The 16741-nt window shown below is 46.0% G+C and carries 20 protein-coding genes; 17 read left to right on the forward strand and 3 right to left on the reverse strand.

Annotated elements, in window-relative coordinates; genetic code table 11:
- Nucleotides 1–148: 148 nt before the first annotated feature.
- Entirely contained in the window at nucleotides 149–388 is a 240-nt protein-coding gene (locus ACTNBR_RS10785) for a helix-turn-helix domain-containing protein (protein ID WP_204882632.1), read from the reverse strand.
- Between the two features lie 119 nt (nucleotides 389–507).
- Between ACTNBR_RS10785 and ACTNBR_RS10790 the strand changes: the two genes are divergently transcribed.
- The 8 genes from ACTNBR_RS10790 to ACTNBR_RS10825 all read left to right on the forward strand — a co-directional run bounded on the left by ACTNBR_RS10790 (nucleotide 508) and on the right by ACTNBR_RS10825 (nucleotide 6013).
- Nucleotides 508–945, forward strand: coding sequence for a hypothetical protein (locus ACTNBR_RS10790; RefSeq protein WP_441018282.1), 438 nt, complete (start codon nucleotides 508–510; stop codon nucleotides 943–945).
- Between the two features lie 32 nt (nucleotides 946–977).
- Complete coding sequence (locus tag ACTNBR_RS10795) at nucleotides 978–2387, forward strand: relaxase/mobilization nuclease domain-containing protein (RefSeq protein WP_441018280.1); 1410 nt, start codon at nucleotides 978–980, stop codon at nucleotides 2385–2387.
- Between the two features lie 242 nt (nucleotides 2388–2629).
- Nucleotides 2630–3007, forward strand: coding sequence for a GntR family transcriptional regulator (locus ACTNBR_RS10800; RefSeq protein WP_195271058.1), 378 nt, complete (start codon nucleotides 2630–2632; stop codon nucleotides 3005–3007).
- Nucleotides 3007–3870: an ABC transporter ATP-binding protein gene (locus tag ACTNBR_RS10805; protein ID WP_441018278.1), complete on the forward strand. Its 864-nt coding sequence runs from the start codon at nucleotides 3007–3009 to the stop codon at nucleotides 3868–3870. Before ACTNBR_RS10800 ends, ACTNBR_RS10805 begins: the two co-directional genes overlap by 1 nt.
- Nucleotides 3867–4511 carry an ABC-2 transporter permease gene (locus tag ACTNBR_RS10810; protein ID WP_441018276.1) on the forward strand — a complete coding sequence of 215 codons (645 nt, stop codon included), beginning with the start codon at nucleotides 3867–3869 and terminating at the stop codon, nucleotides 4509–4511. The genes ACTNBR_RS10805 and ACTNBR_RS10810 overlap by 4 nt, the downstream gene beginning before the upstream one ends.
- An 87-nt stretch (nucleotides 4512–4598) precedes the next feature.
- On the forward strand, nucleotides 4599–4805 hold the full coding sequence (locus ACTNBR_RS10815) for a helix-turn-helix transcriptional regulator (RefSeq protein WP_441018274.1): 207 nt from the start codon (nucleotides 4599–4601) through the stop codon (nucleotides 4803–4805).
- Between the two features lie 118 nt (nucleotides 4806–4923).
- Nucleotides 4924–5112, forward strand: a complete 189-nt coding sequence (locus ACTNBR_RS10820; protein WP_441018272.1) for a cysteine-rich KTR domain-containing protein — start codon at nucleotides 4924–4926, stop codon at nucleotides 5110–5112.
- A 472-nt stretch (nucleotides 5113–5584) separates the two neighbouring features.
- Nucleotides 5585–6013, forward strand: a complete 429-nt coding sequence (locus tag ACTNBR_RS10825; protein ID WP_441018270.1) for an RNA polymerase sigma factor — start codon at nucleotides 5585–5587, stop codon at nucleotides 6011–6013.
- Between the two features lie 61 nt (nucleotides 6014–6074).
- On the opposite strand, the gene ACTNBR_RS10830 is transcribed toward ACTNBR_RS10825, so the two are convergent.
- Together ACTNBR_RS10830 and ACTNBR_RS10835 are read right to left on the reverse strand one after the other, a co-directional pair.
- The gene (locus ACTNBR_RS10830; protein WP_441018268.1) at nucleotides 6075–6212 is read right to left on the reverse strand and encodes a hypothetical protein; all 138 of its coding nucleotides are present in this window, start codon (nucleotides 6210–6212) and stop codon (nucleotides 6075–6077) included.
- Nucleotides 6213–6339: 127 nt separating this feature from the next.
- A complete protein-coding gene (locus tag ACTNBR_RS10835) occupies nucleotides 6340–6696 on the reverse strand; it encodes a helix-turn-helix transcriptional regulator (protein ID WP_441018266.1) in 357 nt (118 codons plus the stop codon).
- Between the two features lie 169 nt (nucleotides 6697–6865).
- Here ACTNBR_RS10835 and ACTNBR_RS10840 point away from each other — a divergent pair, with 169 nt between their 5' ends.
- From ACTNBR_RS10840 to ACTNBR_RS10880, 9 genes are all read left to right on the forward strand, one after another.
- Complete coding sequence (locus ACTNBR_RS10840) at nucleotides 6866–7042, forward strand: DNA-binding protein (RefSeq protein WP_441018264.1); 177 nt, start codon at nucleotides 6866–6868, stop codon at nucleotides 7040–7042.
- Nucleotides 7043–7093: 51 nt separating this feature from the next.
- Entirely contained in the window at nucleotides 7094–7777 is a 684-nt protein-coding gene (locus ACTNBR_RS10845; RefSeq protein WP_441018262.1) for a response regulator transcription factor, read from the forward strand.
- Nucleotides 7774–8805, forward strand: a complete 1032-nt coding sequence (locus ACTNBR_RS10850) for a sensor histidine kinase (protein ID WP_441018260.1) — start codon at nucleotides 7774–7776, stop codon at nucleotides 8803–8805. Before ACTNBR_RS10845 ends, ACTNBR_RS10850 begins: the two co-directional genes overlap by 4 nt.
- A gap of 124 nt (nucleotides 8806–8929) precedes the next feature.
- Entirely contained in the window at nucleotides 8930–9595 is a 666-nt protein-coding gene (locus tag ACTNBR_RS10855; RefSeq protein WP_441018258.1) for an ABC transporter ATP-binding protein, read from the forward strand.
- Between the two features lie 15 nt (nucleotides 9596–9610).
- Nucleotides 9611–12121, forward strand: coding sequence for an ABC transporter permease (locus tag ACTNBR_RS10860; protein ID WP_441018256.1), 2511 nt, complete (start codon nucleotides 9611–9613; stop codon nucleotides 12119–12121).
- Between the two features lie 563 nt (nucleotides 12122–12684).
- Complete coding sequence (locus ACTNBR_RS10865) at nucleotides 12685–13107, forward strand: RNA polymerase sigma factor (RefSeq protein ID WP_441018254.1); 423 nt, start codon at nucleotides 12685–12687, stop codon at nucleotides 13105–13107.
- Nucleotides 13108–13667: 560 nt separating this feature from the next.
- The gene (locus tag ACTNBR_RS10870) at nucleotides 13668–13898 is read left to right on the forward strand and encodes a DNA-binding protein (RefSeq protein ID WP_441018252.1); all 231 of its coding nucleotides are present in this window, start codon (nucleotides 13668–13670) and stop codon (nucleotides 13896–13898) included.
- A gap of 126 nt (nucleotides 13899–14024) precedes the next feature.
- Nucleotides 14025–15197, forward strand: coding sequence for a tyrosine-type recombinase/integrase (locus ACTNBR_RS10875; RefSeq protein ID WP_441018302.1), 1173 nt, complete (start codon nucleotides 14025–14027; stop codon nucleotides 15195–15197).
- Between the two features lie 148 nt (nucleotides 15198–15345).
- Entirely contained in the window at nucleotides 15346–16557 is a 1212-nt protein-coding gene (locus tag ACTNBR_RS10880) for a tyrosine-type recombinase/integrase (protein ID WP_441018250.1), read from the forward strand.
- Nucleotides 16558–16741: the final 184 nt, after the last annotated feature.

Consider the following 16741-nt stretch of genomic DNA (forward strand, 5'->3'; position numbering starts at 1 on the left):
TGGGTTTTTTGAGCGTACCAGCGATATGGTTTTTACGCTGGAACGAGTAAAGAATGAAAAAAAGGTTAAGCAGCGCCCCGCAATTCGATCAAAACAGGAAAAGCCAAAATAACAACCATAAGACCTCCGGCGAAGCTCGTCGGAGGTCTTATGGTTCCAGATTATCTTCCTTGAAAAGCGGTGAAGCGAAAAAGGTGTCTATTCCAATTTCCAGCCCCTGGCACATCTCATGGATGATTCGCAGCTTTACGGAATCGTAAGAACAGTTGATGATATTGCCTATGGTGGACTTGGGAACGCCGCTTTTCATATACAGCTGATACTGCGTCATTTTACGCTCCTCCAGCAATTCTGAAAGGCGTCTGCTGACCGCCTGATTTAGCTTCAATCTCACTCACCGTCCCTGTCCCTGTACTAAAAGTATTATATGGGCAGGTGCGCGAAAATTAGTCCCTGTAACTGTACTAATGGCGTTATTTGCGCTATGATGGGAACAGGGGTGTTTTTATGACTGTTACCTTTTGCGGTCATGCACAAATTTCGCAGAGCGAGAAAATAGAGAAATGGTTATACGATGTTACGCAGAAACTGATTGAGCAAGGCGCGACCACCTTTTACCTGGGCGGCTATGGAGCCTTTGACAGCTTGGCAGCGTCTGTTCTGCGAGAACAGAAGAAACAATATCCGCAGATCGAGCTGGTACTTGTCTTGGCTTATCTAAACACCGGGAGAAACACTTCCGGTTACGACAGCACCGTGTATCCGCCGTTGGAAACTGTCCCGCGCCGTTTTGCTATTTCTCATAGGAACCGCTGGATGGTAGAATCCGCCGATGTGGTAGTAGCGTATGTCCTCCATGATTGGGGCGGAGCTGCCACAACGCTGCGGTGCGTCAGACAGAAAAAGAAACAGATTATTTCATACCGTGACGAGATGGGCAGCTGAGGCTGCCCATTTTTTGAAGGGAGGGAAACTTCATGGCAACCACACGCATCATGCCGCTGCACATCGGCAAGGGCCGGACTGAGAGCCGAGCCATCAGCAAGATTATCGACTATGTGGCCAACCCGCAAAAGACTGACCACGGCAGGCTTATCACTGGTTATGAGTGCGATAGCCGTGTAGCCGACGCCGAGTTCATGCTGGCCAAGCGCCAGTATATTGCCGCCACCGGACGGGTCCGTGGCGCGGACGATGTGATCGCCTACCATGTTCGCCAGTCCTTCTGTCCTGGGGAGATCACCCCGGAGGAAGCCAACCGGCTGGGCGTGGAATTTGCCAAGCGGTTCACCAAGGGCAAACACGCCTTTATCGTCTGTACCCACATTGACAAGGCCCATGTCCATAATCATATCATTTGGAGTTCGGTCAACCTGGACTGTGACCGGAAATTCCGCAACTTTTGGGGCAGCACAAAAGCCGTCCGTCGATTGAGCGACACCATCTGCATTGAGAACGGACTGTCCATTGTCGAGAACCCAAAGCCCCACGGCAAAAGTTACGACCAATGGCTGGGCGATCAGGCGAAGCCCTCCCATCGGGAATTGCTCCGTGCTGCCATTGATAACGCCCTGGCAAAAAAGCCTGCTGACCTGGACGAGCTACTGAAGATTCTCCGGGAATCCGGCTGCGAAGTATCCAAGCGCGGCAAATCCTACCGTTTGAAGCTCCCCGGCTGGGGCAAAGTGTCCCGCCTAGATAGCCTGGGCGATGGCTACACCCTGGAGGACCTACTGGCTGTCCTCGCCGGTCAAAAGGAGCATACACCCCGTCAGAAGCCGGTCAAGCAAGCAGATCCGCCGAAGGTCAATCTGCTGGTTGACATTCAGGCAAAGCTCCAGGCCGGAAAAGGTGCCGGGTATGTACGGTGGGCCAAGGTCTTTAATCTGAAACAGATGGCACAGACCGTGAATTATCTCACGGAGCATAACCTGCTGGAGTATGCGGTGCTGGAAGAAAAGGCTGCGGCGGCCACGGCCCACCATAATGAGCTATCCGCAAAAATCAAGGCAGCGGAGAAACGCATGGCGGAGATCGCCGTCCTGCGAACCCATATTATCAACTATGCCAAGACCCGCGAGACCTATGTGGCCTATCGGCAGGCTGGTTACTCCAAGAAATTTCGCCAGGAACACGAGGAAGAAATCCTGCTCCATCAGGCGGCAAAAAATGCCTTTGATGATATGGGTGTCAAGAAGCTGCCCAAAGTTAGGGAACTGCAAGCTGAATATGCTCAGCTGCTGGAGGAAAAGAAAAAAACCTATGCCGAGTACCGCCGCTCCCGTGAGGAAATGCGGGAGCTGCTGGCAGCAAAGGCCAATGTGGATCGGCTCATGAGCATGGAGGAAGAAAAACAGGAAGATAAAGACCACGAGCATGGCCGATAAGACCTTATAAGTGATTAAAAATTTGAAACGAGGTCGTTTCATTTCATGTATGTATAATGCCGGGCGTAGGGGTTGTATGCCTTTACGTCCGGCACTCTTTTTTCTTATGTCTGTTCCGTCGAGAAATATGGCAGTTCTTCCCGCAACCTCAAAAAACTCTTGCTATCTTGACAGCCGTATTTGTATGTATTATACTGTACTTGTAACAGTAATACGGTTAGATTGGAAACGAAGGTGAGAATTTGGAGATAGTCGTAAGCAATAAAGCAAGCCGACCTCTATACGAGCAGATTTCTTCACAGATCAAGGCGGCTATTATGAGTGGCGAACTGAAAGCCGGGGAAGCCATTCCCTCTGTGCGTTCTCTGGCAAAATCATTGCACATCAGTATTCTTACAGTCCAAAAGGCGTATGCCACCCTACAAGAAGATGGCTTCATCGAAACAACGGCTGGAAAAGGCTGCTATGTATCAGCACAAAACCAAGACTTCTATCTTGAAGAACAACAGAAGAAGATAGAAGAAAAATTTGCGGAGGCAATCGAGATCGCCCGCACAAGCGGTATATCTCTCGATAAGTTGACCGGCTTACTAACACTCATGTATCAGGAGGACACATAATGAGCGAAAACATTTTGGAAATAAAAGACTTAACAAAAGACTATGGGGATTTTGTCCTCGACAAAGTGAGCTTTGCCCTTCCTCGCGGTGTCATTATGGGACTGATCGGTGAAAACGGCGCTGGAAAAAGCACCACGATTAACTGTATTCTGAACGAAACACGGAAAACCAGCGGCCAAATTCTCATTTTCGGCAAAGATCACATTTCGGATGAAATTGAAATCAAAGATAAACTCGGCGTGGTCTTTGATGAAAACCATTTCCCTGATATTTTTACGGCAGAGGAAATCGGTAAATTTATGTCTGGAATTTACACCGGCTGGGACTGGCCGCTTTACCGCCAGTATCTTGATAAGTTTGAATTGCCCAAGGATAAGAGGATCAAGGATTTCTCCAAAGGCATGAAAGTGAAACTGGCTTTTGCGGTAGCGTTATCTCACAATGCGGAACTGTTGATTTTGGATGAAGCCACCAGCGGGCTTGACCCCATCATTCGTGATGATGTCTTGGATATGCTGATTGACTTTGTTCAGGACGAAAGCCACTCTGTTTTGGTGTCATCCCATATCACAAGCGATCTGGAAAAAGTAGCTGACTATATCACTTTTATTCATAAAGGCAATTTGATTTTCACGCACGAAAAAGATAATCTGATTGACAACTACGGCATTTTGAATTGCGGCGCTGCCGTATTTGACACTCTGGATAAAACCGAAGTTGTTGCTTATCGCAAAGAAGATTACCAATTCAAAGTTCTGGTGAAAGACCGCAACAAAGCGGCAAAACAATATGCAAATGCTATTGTTGGCCCTGCCACGATTGAAGAAATCATGTTGTTCTATGTAAAGGGGGAAATGCAATGAAAGGGTTACTGACAAAAGACTTTCTGACAGTAAAGAAAAAATACGGGATTACCCGCCTTATCATGGATTTGGCTATTATCGCTGCTTTGATGATTATATTGGAGGGAGCCGGTTCTATCTACATTAGCTTTCTGCTCGTTCCGTTGGAAGTCGCCTCTATGCTGATTACCCTTGCAAACTCTGATGAACAGTGGAAATGGGGCAAATATGCAGTCGCATTACCAATCTCCAAAAGACAGATCGTTAGCAGCCGTTATGCCTTTGGAGGAATCGCGGCAATCATAGGTTTGTGTGTGGCTCTCGTTGTAAACACGATTTCCTATTTTTGCTTCCCTGCATATCAGTTTGGATTCTATCTTTTCCTTTCAATCGCTTCTTTCTGCATGGTTCTGTTGTTCCTTGCTTTTATCTTACCGTCCAATTATTGGCTTGGTGTAAACGCCGGATTCGCAGTTATGTTCATTTTAATCATTCTGCTGGTGGTATTAGGCATCTGGTCAAGGATGACAAACAATGCGATCATGGGATTCGTTGTAGATAATTTTGATTTGAGCATGGCTATTGGCTTTGTCAGCACCATTGTTATTTTTGCCCTGTCCTATATTCTATCGGTTGGCCTATTCAAAAGGAAATATAGTTAATTATTCATCTGGTAATTGAAAAGTGTAACATATTGAAATCCCTGCGCTGTTCCAAAACGAACGATATATCCGTGGAGGGAGATCAGTTTGAGAAATAAAGTCCGAAAACTTCGCATGGAAAATGGGCTAACACAAACGGAGCTGGGGCAAATGGTCAGTGTTTCTCGCCAGACGATCTGTGCAGTAGAATTAGAGTGCTGTGACCCTTCCATTTGGTTGGCTTTCGATATTGCACAGTTATTTGATATGAAAATTGAAGATGTATTCGATTTTACGGACAGAAAAATCAAATAACTATTTACAACATCCGGCCAGACATAGACGAGGGCATAGCGACGCTTGCTTCGTATTTAACGATTCTTTTATATGGCTACAATATTGGAAAAAATTGAAATAGACAAGGGGATGAACAATGCAAGAGGTAAATTGGATTCTTTGCCCCATCTGTGGAAATAAAACACGCGACAAAATACGGGAAGATACCATTCTAAAAAATTTCCCCCTCTTTTGTCCGAAATGCAAAAGCGAGTGCCTAATTGACGTTAAACAATTTCATATAACTGTTATCAAAGCGCCAGACGCACAGCCGCAGAGCCGATAACACACAAGGTTTGATCCCTTGTGGTTATCGGCTTCTTTTTATCCAATACACAACGACAGCCTGCCCCGCCCGACGGGGAAAGAAAAAAACCGTTGCCGGGCAGGTTGATTTCGTGCGCTCAATATACATACCCCAGCGGCGGTTTTGAGAAATCAAGGCCGCCGTTTTCTTATTGTTCGGTGCAGGATCGGCGGCCCAGGGAGGGAGCCGTCATGAGAGCAGTAATATGTAGTTCATCAAAAAAAGCCTTGCTCATGCCCTGGCTCCTTACGCACCGCCACCGGCATTATCCTGCTTGTTAACCGGCAATCAGACAACACAGAATAAGCATGACGCCAGTTTCCCGCTTTGGGAGACTGGCGTTTTTGTTTGTCGCTTTTTGTGGAATGGACTCGTATTATGCCGGTGTCGTTCTCCGCCCCATTTCGGCTCACTCGTCAACTGGACCCGTGAACCGAAATGGAGGTACATAATGCAGAAAATCAATCTTCGGGAGCTGTATCCCGATATTTATAAAACAGATACTTTTTTGGAAGTGACCGATGAAGTTCAGGCGGTGTTCCTGGCCGACAAACGAGCGGAAGCACGCTACCTGCGCCAGATGTATAACTACAAAGCGCACTATTCTCTGGACTGCGACAATGGCATTGAGAAAGCAGTGGTGCAGCACCCGCCGACCCCGGAAGAAATCCTGGAGGACAAGCAGCTCCGCGATCAGCTCTATGCTGCGGTGATGGAGTTGCCGGACAAGCAAGCCAAGTGGATCTATGCCCGGTTTTACCTGGGCATGACCGTCAAGGAAATAGCCCAGGCTGATGGTGTTGATCTCAGCTGGGTATATAAGAGCATCAAGCGCGGTTTGATACATCTGGCCAAGAGCCTTTCTGAAAGAAACTCTTAGCTTAAATAGGCTGATTCTGCTAACATCAATCAGCCAATAGTTTGCAGGATGCGGTCCCGTTTTACGGGCCGCATTCTGCTTCTATTTTGCGTGATTTCAAAATCCGCATAAATAGAAAAAGACCACGGTCAGCGGTGAGCTGAGCATGGTCAGAAGCGTCCATCGGACGCGCAGCCGCAGAATGAAATTCTGCGTTCATGGGGGCTTGGGGGACACCCTCAACAAGCAGCGCCGGAAGCCGAATGGCTATCCAGGGGCATTGCTTGCCTCTTTCCCGTAGGAATAAAATAAGCCAGTGACGAAACCTTCAAATTTCGCTCACTGGCCTACTTTGTTTCAAGTTTCTTGGAAAGTTCCTTTAGTTCCTCTGCAAATCCACGAGTGTGGTGCAACAAGGTTTCCCGCATCTCCGGCGGACAGTTCATATACAGCAGCTTCATCTCATTCTGCCCTGCTTCGTCCGGCGTGAGGTTCGGGTACATAAGCGAGTCCAGTGAAAGATGAACCGCTTTTGCCAATGCTTTCAAAATCAGATAGGAAGGATTTCTCCTGGCTTTCTCAATATCAGCAATCTGTTTGGTAGAAACATGGGATTTATCAGCCAGCTGTTCCTGCGTCAGATTTTTCTCTTTTCTTGCTGCTCGGAGTGCGTCTCCCAAGGCTGTCAAATCGTCAATCGGCATTATCGTTCACCTCAATAATATTGTATCGTTCCGGTTTGATTTGAGGAATAACCTTATCATTCCGGTTTTCCGGTATGATTATACCGATTTTCTTTTCGATAGCATGGTTGTAGGCTTGTATTATTCGAGTAACGGAAATATAATGGAATGAATTGCAGGAGGTGCCAAAATGGACTACATGACATTGAAAGAGGCAAGTGAAAAATGGGGAGTTTCTGCCCGTCAGATAAATTATTATTGTTCAGCTAATCGGATTGAGGGTGCAATAAAAGTGGCCACAATCTGGTTAATACCTAAAAGTGCCAATAAGCCAATAGATAAGCGCAAAAAAAATGCTTCTTTGTGAGATTTCTGCGATATTTCTTTTTTATCATAATCAGAGAAAGGATGTGAGCGCATGAGAATTTTAGTGGTCGAAGATGACCGCCTTTTGAATACAACTCTTTGCTATAATCTTTCTGCCGCTGGCTATGAGGTGGAGGCCGCTTTAAGTAAAAGTGTTGCAGAACGGCTTTGTGAAAAACAGGACTATGATTTAATCGTTCTTGATGTTAACCTGCCGGATGGAAACGGCTTTGATTTTTGCCGTGACATGAAAGAACGATCCCCGGACACGGCAGTGATTTTCCTTACGGCAAACGATATGGAGAGTGATATGCTCCGAGGTTATGAGCTTGGCGCAGACGATTATGTTACAAAGCCTTTTCCTATGAGCGTATTCCAGAAAAAAGTAGCTGCGCTGCTGGCCAGAATCAGGAAACAATCCGGCGGCGAATGTTACAATGACGGCAATCTGTATGTCAATTTTTCGGAGATGGCTGCTACACTCAACGGAGAGACAATTTCGTTTACTCCATTGGAATATCGGCTTTTGAAAGTGCTGACGAAAAATCCGCAGATCGTCTTGACGCGGCAGGTGCTATTGGAAAAATTGTGGGATATTGATGGCAATTTTGTGGATGAACACGCTTTGACTTCGGCAATCAGCAGAATACGCGGCAAAATAGAAAGGACGGATAAGTCCTATATCAAAACGGTTTATGGCATGGGCTATATGTGGATTGGGGGCGGTGGCAAATGAAAGCGGAAAAACTGTCCGTTAACAGAGTGTGCATTGCCATCGGTGCCTTTCTGTTGCTGTTGTCGGTATCTATGTCCCTATTCTTGTATTTTCTGACAAAGAATACACTTGTTCTATGCTGTGGACTGCTCTATGCTGCTGGTGCTTTTGGCTGTCTGACGCTTTTTCTGGCCTTTATACGGCGGAAACTCACCTTGTTTTCAGATGCCTTGTGCAAGCAGCTCGATGATATGATGTCGTCAGATCGGGAACCGCCACAATACGCAGTGGAAGAAAACCTGTTCTATAAAATCCAGCACCGGCTTTCTCGGCTCTATGAAGTGCTGCGCGAAGGCAAAAGCAGCATTGCAAAAGAACGAGCAGATTTGCAGGAATTGATTTCAGACATATCCCACCAGGTAAAAACTCCTATTGCAAACTTGAAAATGATTGATGCAACTTTGTTGGAGCAAACCGTATCCCCGGAAAAGCAGCGAGAGTTTCTTTGTGCTATGGGCGGCCAGTTAGATAAGCTGGATTTTCTTATGCAGGCCATGATTAAAACTTCTCGGCTGGAAACAGGAGTTATTTCTTTACAAGCAAAAGGACAACCTCTCTATGATACCCTTGCTGCTGCGCTGGGCGGCATTTTGCTTAATGCAGAAAAGAAGCAGATTGAGGTTACAGTAGATTGCACGGAAACAGTATCTGCGGCCCATGATCGGAAATGGACTACGGAAGCCCTCTTCAATATTCTGGATAATGCGGTAAAGTACACGCCAGAGGGTGGGAAGATTCATGTGGCTGTGGCGTGCTGGGAAATGTATGCGAAGATTGATATTTCCGACACAGGCATCGGTATTCCAGAACAACATCAAGGGACAATTTTCAAGCGGTTCTATCGTGAGGACAGTGTGCATGATGCACCGGGTATAGGGATCGGCCTGTATCTGGCTCGCGAGATCATTACTCGGCAAGCTGGATTTATCCGTGTCGTTTCGGAAGTCGGTGCTGGATCTACCTTTTCGGTGTTCCTGCCTCGTTCTTGAATATCAATGTCACGAGATTGTGAGATTTCAATGGTTTCGCAAGATGAAATTGGGGATGACCGTGACATTCCTGTGAGGATTGATTGTTACAATAAGGCCACCAGGAAGAAAGGATGGTGTTCCTATGAACATTTTAGAAACTATTGATTTGAAAAAATACTACGGGTCAGAACCGAACATCACTCGCGCTCTGGATGGGGTTTCACTTACCATAGCAGCGGGGGAATTTGTCGCTATTGTTGGTACATCTGGCAGTGGTAAATCCACGCTGCTCAACATGATTGGTGGCTTAGATGTCCCCACTTCCGGCAAGGTCATTGTGGATGGAAAAGATTTGTCGTCGATGAATGACGAGCAGCTAACCATTTTTCGTAGGCGAAAAATCGGGTTTGTATTCCAAAATTACAATCTGGTACCCGTACTCAATGTCTATGAAAATATCGTTTTGCCGGTGGAACTGGATGGCGATAGTGTTGACAAAAAATTTATGCAGGATGTTGTGCGGATGTTGGCTTTGGAAGATAAGCTGAACAGTATGCCAAACAATCTTTCCGGCGGCCAGCAGCAGCGCGTGGCCATCGCTCGTGCGCTCGTTTCTAAACCTGCTATCATACTGGCGGACGAACCAACAGGAAATTTGGATAGCCGGACGAGTAATGATGTTCTTGGATTGCTGAAAGTAACCAGTCAGAAATTCCATCAAACACTTGTAATGATTACCCACAACAACGAACTTGCCCAGCTTGCTGATCGGATTGTCCGTATAGAGGACGGAAAAATCGCACAGTAACAGGGGGTGGCATTGATGAATGATATTTTATTTGGCAATAATAATCAGGGTGCAATTAAGCGCCTTGCAAAAAGGAACTATCGTGCCAATAAACAAAGAAATTTCTTCGTTACTGTTGCGTTGTTCTTAACCGCCTTTATGATTACATCCGTATTTAGTTTAGGGTGTAGTTATTTTGAAACTTTTCAAATGCAGCAAATTCGTGCAATGGGTACAACTGCTGATGTGGCAATCACAAATCTTACAAAGAGCCAATATGAAGAACTACGCCGCTCCAGTTTAGTATCCGTAGTTGGAGTCAGTCAAAGATTGGGAAGTGTTGATACATCTGGAATGGACGATGCCCTGCTGAGTATTTCCTGGATAGACGAAGCAGAGTGGAAGGAACATCGTGTCCCAACAATTTCGGATTTGCACGGAAATTACCCGCAAGCAGAAAATGAACTTATGCTTCCGACCTGGGCGTTAAGCGCGATGGGGATTTCTGACCCGCAAGTGGGCATGAACATTCCTGTTTCATATCAGCTCGGAACGGATTATCAATATCTATCTGGCGAATTTGTTTTGTCAGGTTATTACACAGATTATTCGACTTCTCGTGTAGGCAACCGTGGTTCTGCTTATGTCTCGGAACTTTTTGCGACACAAACAGGACTTTCATTTGATAGTGTGTCTACCGCAATGATTTCTTTTTCTGATGACAGCAATGTTGAGCGATCCTGCGAAAAATTAAAAAGTGAGATCATATTTACAGAGGGGCAGTCCTTTGAAATTGTACCTTCTGTTCAGAGTAATTCAGTTTCAATTATTCTGCCGCTGGCCGCTATTATTGTTTTCATCATTATCAGTGGTTATCTGCTTATCTATAATATTCTGTATATCTCAATTTCCAGAGATACACAGTTTTATGGACAGCTCAAAACGATAGGCGCAACAAAAAGGCAAATCAAGAGAATTGTGCGTTCTCAAATATTTAGAACCTCTATGATCGGTATTCCCAGCGGTTTAATTGCTGGTGGAGTTGTTTCGCTGGGGCTTGTCCCAGTTGCTATGAATATGATGTATTCCGGCAATACAGAGCTTGGGGCGATAGTATCTTTTTCTCCGCTCATCTTTGTTGGTGCCGCAATCTTTGCTTTTTTTACTGCGGTAATCGGCAGTATGAAGCCAGCAAAAATAGCTGCAAGCATTTCTCCTATTGCAGCTTTACGCTACACGAATGTTAATGCAAGAAAATACCGAGAGCATAAAAGCCACAGAATAAAACTATCCCGGATGGCCCGAAATAACATTTTTAGAAATCCTAAAAGCGCCATCCTTACCTTTGCATCGCTATTTTTAGGGCTAATTTTGTTCCTGGTTTCAGCCGGTCTGTTATCGAGCCTGAGTCCCGAAAATTTTGTAAATCAATGGGGCGAAAGTGATTTTGCATTGACTTACAGCATTTCCGAAGAAGAAAATCTGCTCTCTGATGAAATGCTGCAAAAGATTGAGGCAATAGAAGGAATTGAAAATGTGCGCGTCACTTACTCAGCTTCGCCGCGAACTACAATGAATGTTGTTTACGACCAAAATGTATTCGGCAAATATATTGATTCTCTAAACGGCGTGTCGGGTCTTGATTTTTCAAATGAGGAAACGCTAAAAAACTATACGGATAATTTTTGGAGTGGGGTTTATGGAATAGATTCCAGATATGTTGAGGAACTTAATGAAACTCTCGAGAATCCTATTGATCTGCAAGCCTTTGAGAATGGAGAATTGGTTATTCTATCTGCCATGACTGATGCTGAAGGAAACCCATTGATTCAACCCGGACAAACAATTACTGTTGTTGGTGAATATGGTGAGCATACCTTTACGGTGGCAAATGGCTTTTTGGACGCTGATTTTCAAAGTGGGCGAGGAAACGAGAGAGGTACAGCCCCTGATCTGTATGTCAGCCAACAAGCGTTAAAGAAATTGTCCAAGGAAACTAAAATCTTCCGTATAGCTTTTGATACCGTTGACAGCAGTTATGACAAAGAGATCATGGCACAACTTCAATCAATTACTGCCCTGTCATCTGGCATTGATATTCAGTCGCGATATGAGAAGCAGCAAGAAATGGCAGGATATTTACTGACTTCAAGAGTTTTGGCCACAGGTTTGTCTGCCGTATTTTTGCTGATTGGAATTATGAATTTCATTAACACAATGGTCGTTAGTGTTAATACCAGAAAACATGAATTTGCCACACTTGAGAGTATTGGAATGACAAAAAAGCAAATTAGGAATGTGCTACTTTGGGAAGGCGGGTATTATTGGAGCATCTCTTTTCTGCTACTTGCCACATTGGGAACAGCGATATATATTCCGATATACTCAGTTTTTAGAAAAATGGTTCCTTATGCTGCGTTTAGTTATCCTGTGATTCCTTTGTTATCTGTTGCGGCTATTGTTTTGCTGGTCTGTTTTGTAACTCCGGTTATAACTTTCAAACAGGGCGTTAAGGAAAGCGTTGTAGAAAGGCTGAGACAAAACTAAATAGAACCGATGGGAAAACCGGGAGAAAATTCTCCCGGTTTTTTCAAATGTCACAAATCTGCGAGATTTGAGCTTGTTATTATGTCGAAATAAAGTTTAGCAAAGACAATTCTGCGAGAATTGCCAGTTATAATCAGAAACAAATAAGAAAGTTGCCGAACAACGGTAAAGAAAAAAAGCCGCCGTTCAGCAACCCTTTTGACACGCCCATACAACCAGTGGCGGCTTTGAGAAATCAAGGCCGCCGTTCTTATTTTGTCTGAAGGAGAGTGATACCAGGAACGGCGGCCCAGGGAGGGAGCCGCCGTGAAAGCAGTAATATGTAGTTCATCAAAAAAAGCCTTGCTTACGCCTCGGCTCTTTTCGTTCCTCCGCCGGCATTATCCTACCGGTTAATCGGCAGCTGCAAGAAAAATGAGCTTGACGCCAGTTTCCCGCTTCGGGAGACTGGCGTTTTTGCTTGTCGATTTTTGTGGAATGGCCCCGAATTATGCCGGTGCCGTTCTCCGCCCCATTTCGGCTCACTCGCCAACTGGACCCGTGAACCGAAATGGAGGTACATAATGCAAAAAATCAATCTTCGGGAGCTGTATCCCGATATTTATAAAACAGATACTTTTTTGGAAGTGGCCGATGAAGTACAGGCCGTGTTTCTGGCCGACAAACGAGCTGAAGCACGCTACCTGCGGCAGATGTATAACTATAAAGCGCACTATTCCTTGGACTGCGACAATGGCATTGAGAAGGCTATTGTACGGCACACGCCGACCCCGGAAGAAGTCCTGGAGGACAAGCAGCTGCGCGATCATCTCTATGCTGCGGTGATGGAGCTGCCGGACAAGCAAGCCAAGTGGATCTACGCCCGGTTCTATCTGGGCATGACCGTCAAGGAAATTGCCCAGATTGAAGGTGTCGATCTCAGCTGGGTATATAAGAGTATCAGGAGAGGCTTAAAGCATCTGGCAAAAAAATTTGAAAAAAGTTAATTTACATGGCCAAAATATCGCCGTTTTCTTCACTACTATTAGAAGGACAATTCTTCCCTTCATTGGTACTTTGACAACCGAATAGACGGCATTTCTGGTACATAACCCATGTACGAGCGAATCAGGCGCGCCGCCAAGAAGGACAAGCCAAGGAGGTGATGAACGAGCTGTCCTGAGCGATCAACGCAAGCCTGGAACCCGAAGGTGGCACTTCGGAGCGCGGTGACTACATGGGGGCTTAAAGATACTTCCTCACGGCCTCCTAAAGACTTGGGGGGAACCCTGTGGCGCACGAGTAAAACGACGCTGTGGAGTTATGACAGCCGCGCCAGCGGAGACCAGAAGTGTCCCCATCGTCAGGGGTGCGTGGCAAATGTGGCGAAAAATAACCGATTAGATCAGGAAAGCTGTACCCATTTACTGTTAGCAACAGCAGAGCGCAATGTGGATATAGCTTTCTTTTCAAAGTCAGATACCATGCGCTGGCAGCTTTGGTTGCCAGCGCATTCATGTGATTTTGAAAGCCACAACCACATCCTTAACAGAAAGGGGGAACACCTATGGAAAAATTGATTTCTCGGAAAGAGGCTGCCAAATTACTGGGGATCAGCATTGCAACTTTGGATGCAGCACGAAACAGCGGGCTGATTTCCTATGTTCAGTATGTGCAAAACGGTTGCGTGTACTTTACGGATGCTGGTCTTCAGGAGTATATCGCAAAATGTACCCATCGTGCAAAGCCGATGGAAAAAAGCACTACATATCGTAAGCCGCGAAGCGCAAGAGTTTGAGCTATTCCGTATCCTTGCTGGAATCTAAAATGTCTGATAAAACAAAGGTACAGCGCTGGAGATTATTCTTAGGAGGTGACGGAATTGGCCAAACGGCAAACAATAATTCCTCAATATGGCACCGTTATGAAAAAGGGTGTCCTGTATTATAGAACCAGAATCAAAGATGCGAATGGAAAGCTCATAGCTCTTTACGCGAAAACCCCTGAAGAACTTTACAATAGGGAAACACTTGCGTTGGAGCAGATTGAAAATGCTACTTTTCATCGTAAAACGCCCACGGTGGCCGAGTATTGTGAAAAGTGGCTGCTGATGCAATCGGTCCATGTGCGAGCAACCACCTTGACAGACTATACCTCAAAGGTCAGGCGGCATATTATTGCAGAATTGGGAGATAAGCGGATGGGAGAGGTCAGCTTGGACGATATTCAGCTTGCCCTCGTTCCGGTTTCCAAGAAATCCGTATCAGTTTACAAGTCCGTGGTGATTCTTTATAAGTCTATCTTTCGTTCTGCAATGGAAAGCCGGATTATCGACCACAACCCGACAATTCATTTAACGACAAAAGGGGGCGGCGTTCCCCAAGAGGATCGGCAGGCTTTGACAGACGAACAGGTAGAACGCCTTTTAGACGCTATCCGAGGCTTGCCGCCTTATGTATTTGTTATGATCGGCTTGTATGCGGGCCTGCGACGGGAAGAAATTCTTGCACTGCAATGGGATTCTGTATATCTGGATACGGATACCCCATACCTGACTGTAAGGCGGGCATGGCACACAGAGCATAACAGACCGGTCATCCTGGATGAATTGAAAACAAAGGCTGCGGAGAGAAATATCCCTCTCCCTGTTTGTTTGGCAGAGTGCTTGAAAGCGGCAAAAGCAACCTCGACTTCGGAGTATGTAGTTTCAAACCGGGATGGCGAACCGCTGTCCTACACACAGTTTAAGCGGCTCTGGCAGTATATTGTTACCAGAACCGTTAAGGAACGGTCGTATTATCGGTACGAAGATGGAAAGCGTGTAAAACATACGGTTACCCCTGTTCTTGGAGAAAAGGCAGCTCATAATGGCAAGGTGGTTTACAGCTTGGATTTTGAGGTTACTCCACATCAGCTGCGGCATACCTACATCACCAACCTCATTCATGCGTCGGTAGATCCCAAAACAGTTCAATACCTGGCAGGCCATGAAAGCAGCAAGATTACCATGGACATCTATGCAAAGGTCAAATACAATCGGCCGGATGAGCTGGTGAGATCAATGAGCGGCGCATTTGCAGGCTGGGAAGCAGTTTAAGAATAAAATAGGAAGTGAAACAGGAGCGAGGCAAGGATGTCTCGCTCTTTGTTTTGCCCAGGCCGTATCTTTGATTAAATTGAGGCTTTCTGATAAAAAGAGAGTGTAGATACGGAAACTGCACTTTATCAGGAAAGGAAGATCGAAGATGGCTAAAAAGAAACCGGAGGTCCCGAAGTATGGAACCATTACATTAAAAGGAATCCAGTATTACAGGACCCGGATTATGGACGCAGATGGCAAGCAGGTGAGTCTGTACGCCACTACTTGCGAGGAATTGTATGAGAAGGAATTAGAGGCGCGGCGGCAGGTGGAGGAGATCATCTTTCATCGGCAGCATCCAACGGTGGCAGAGTATTGCGAAAAGTGGCTGTTGATGCAGTCGGCAAAAGTTTCTGCCTCTACGCTCAGAGGCTATACGAGGGACATGAAAAACTATATCATCAAACCCTTGGGCGAGATGTATATGGAGGAAGTCACTTCTGATGATATTCGGTTGGCGCTTGTCCCGCTGTCGAAAAAGTCAGAGGGATTGTATAATAAGGTAAATATGCTCCTAAAATGCGTTTTTTACACGGCAGAGCGGAGCCAAATTCTCGAACACAATCCCTGCGAGGGAATATCGGGCAAGGGAGGAAAGCCAGCAAAAAAGAGGGAGGCATTGACAGATCAACAGGTAGCCGTGCTTCTGGATACAGTCAAAGGACTTCCCCCCTACCTATTTGTTATGCTTGGATTGTATTCCGGTCTGCGCCGAGAAGAAATCCTTGCGCTGCAATGGGACTGCGTATTTCTGGACGAGCCTACACCTTATCTATCAGTAAGGCGAGCATGGCGTACAGAGCATAACAGGCCCGTGGTTTCTACGGTGCTAAAGAGTAAAGCAGCCAAGAGGGATATTCCAATTCCCAAGTGTCTCGTGGATTGTCTACGGGAAGCCAAGGGAAACTCCCATTCGGACTATGTGATTGCAGACAGCAACGGAGAGCCGCTGGCCGCATCCCAGTTTCAAAGAGTGTGGCAGTATGTCGTTGTCCGCTCCACTAAGCCCCGGAACTATTATAAGTATGTGAATGGGCAGAGCATCAAATACACGGTTACCCCAACGCTGGGCATGACCCAGAAAAATCAACCCAAAATCAGATATACGCTGGACTTTGATGTGACCCCGCACCAGCTGCGGCACACTTACATCACCAATCTTCTCTATGCGGGAGTTGATCCAAAGACGGTTCAATATCTTGCGGGACATGAAAACAGCAAGACAACTATGGACATCTACGCCAAGGTGAAGTATAATAAACCGGAGGAGCTGTTTGGGGTGGTAAACGGTGCTTTCCATCAGGCTCCGGCTCAATGAAATCCCCCTGTTTTTTGTGGTTACCACATAGGATAACCGAGAGCTAAAAAGCCGGAAAAGCCCGGAATATCAAGGAAAATCGGCTCTAAAACTCGCGCAATACGGCCTCAAAGCCGCTCGTCGCGCTCCGCAGTTCAGCAAGCGTTAATTTCGGTTCACAAAGAGATAATCGTTTGGGACGAGA

The sequence above is a fragment of the Bariatricus sp. HCP28S3_F11 genome (assembly GCF_052065395.1).
In the GTDB taxonomy this organism is placed as follows: Bacteria; Bacillota; Clostridia; order Lachnospirales; family Lachnospiraceae; genus Allocoprococcus.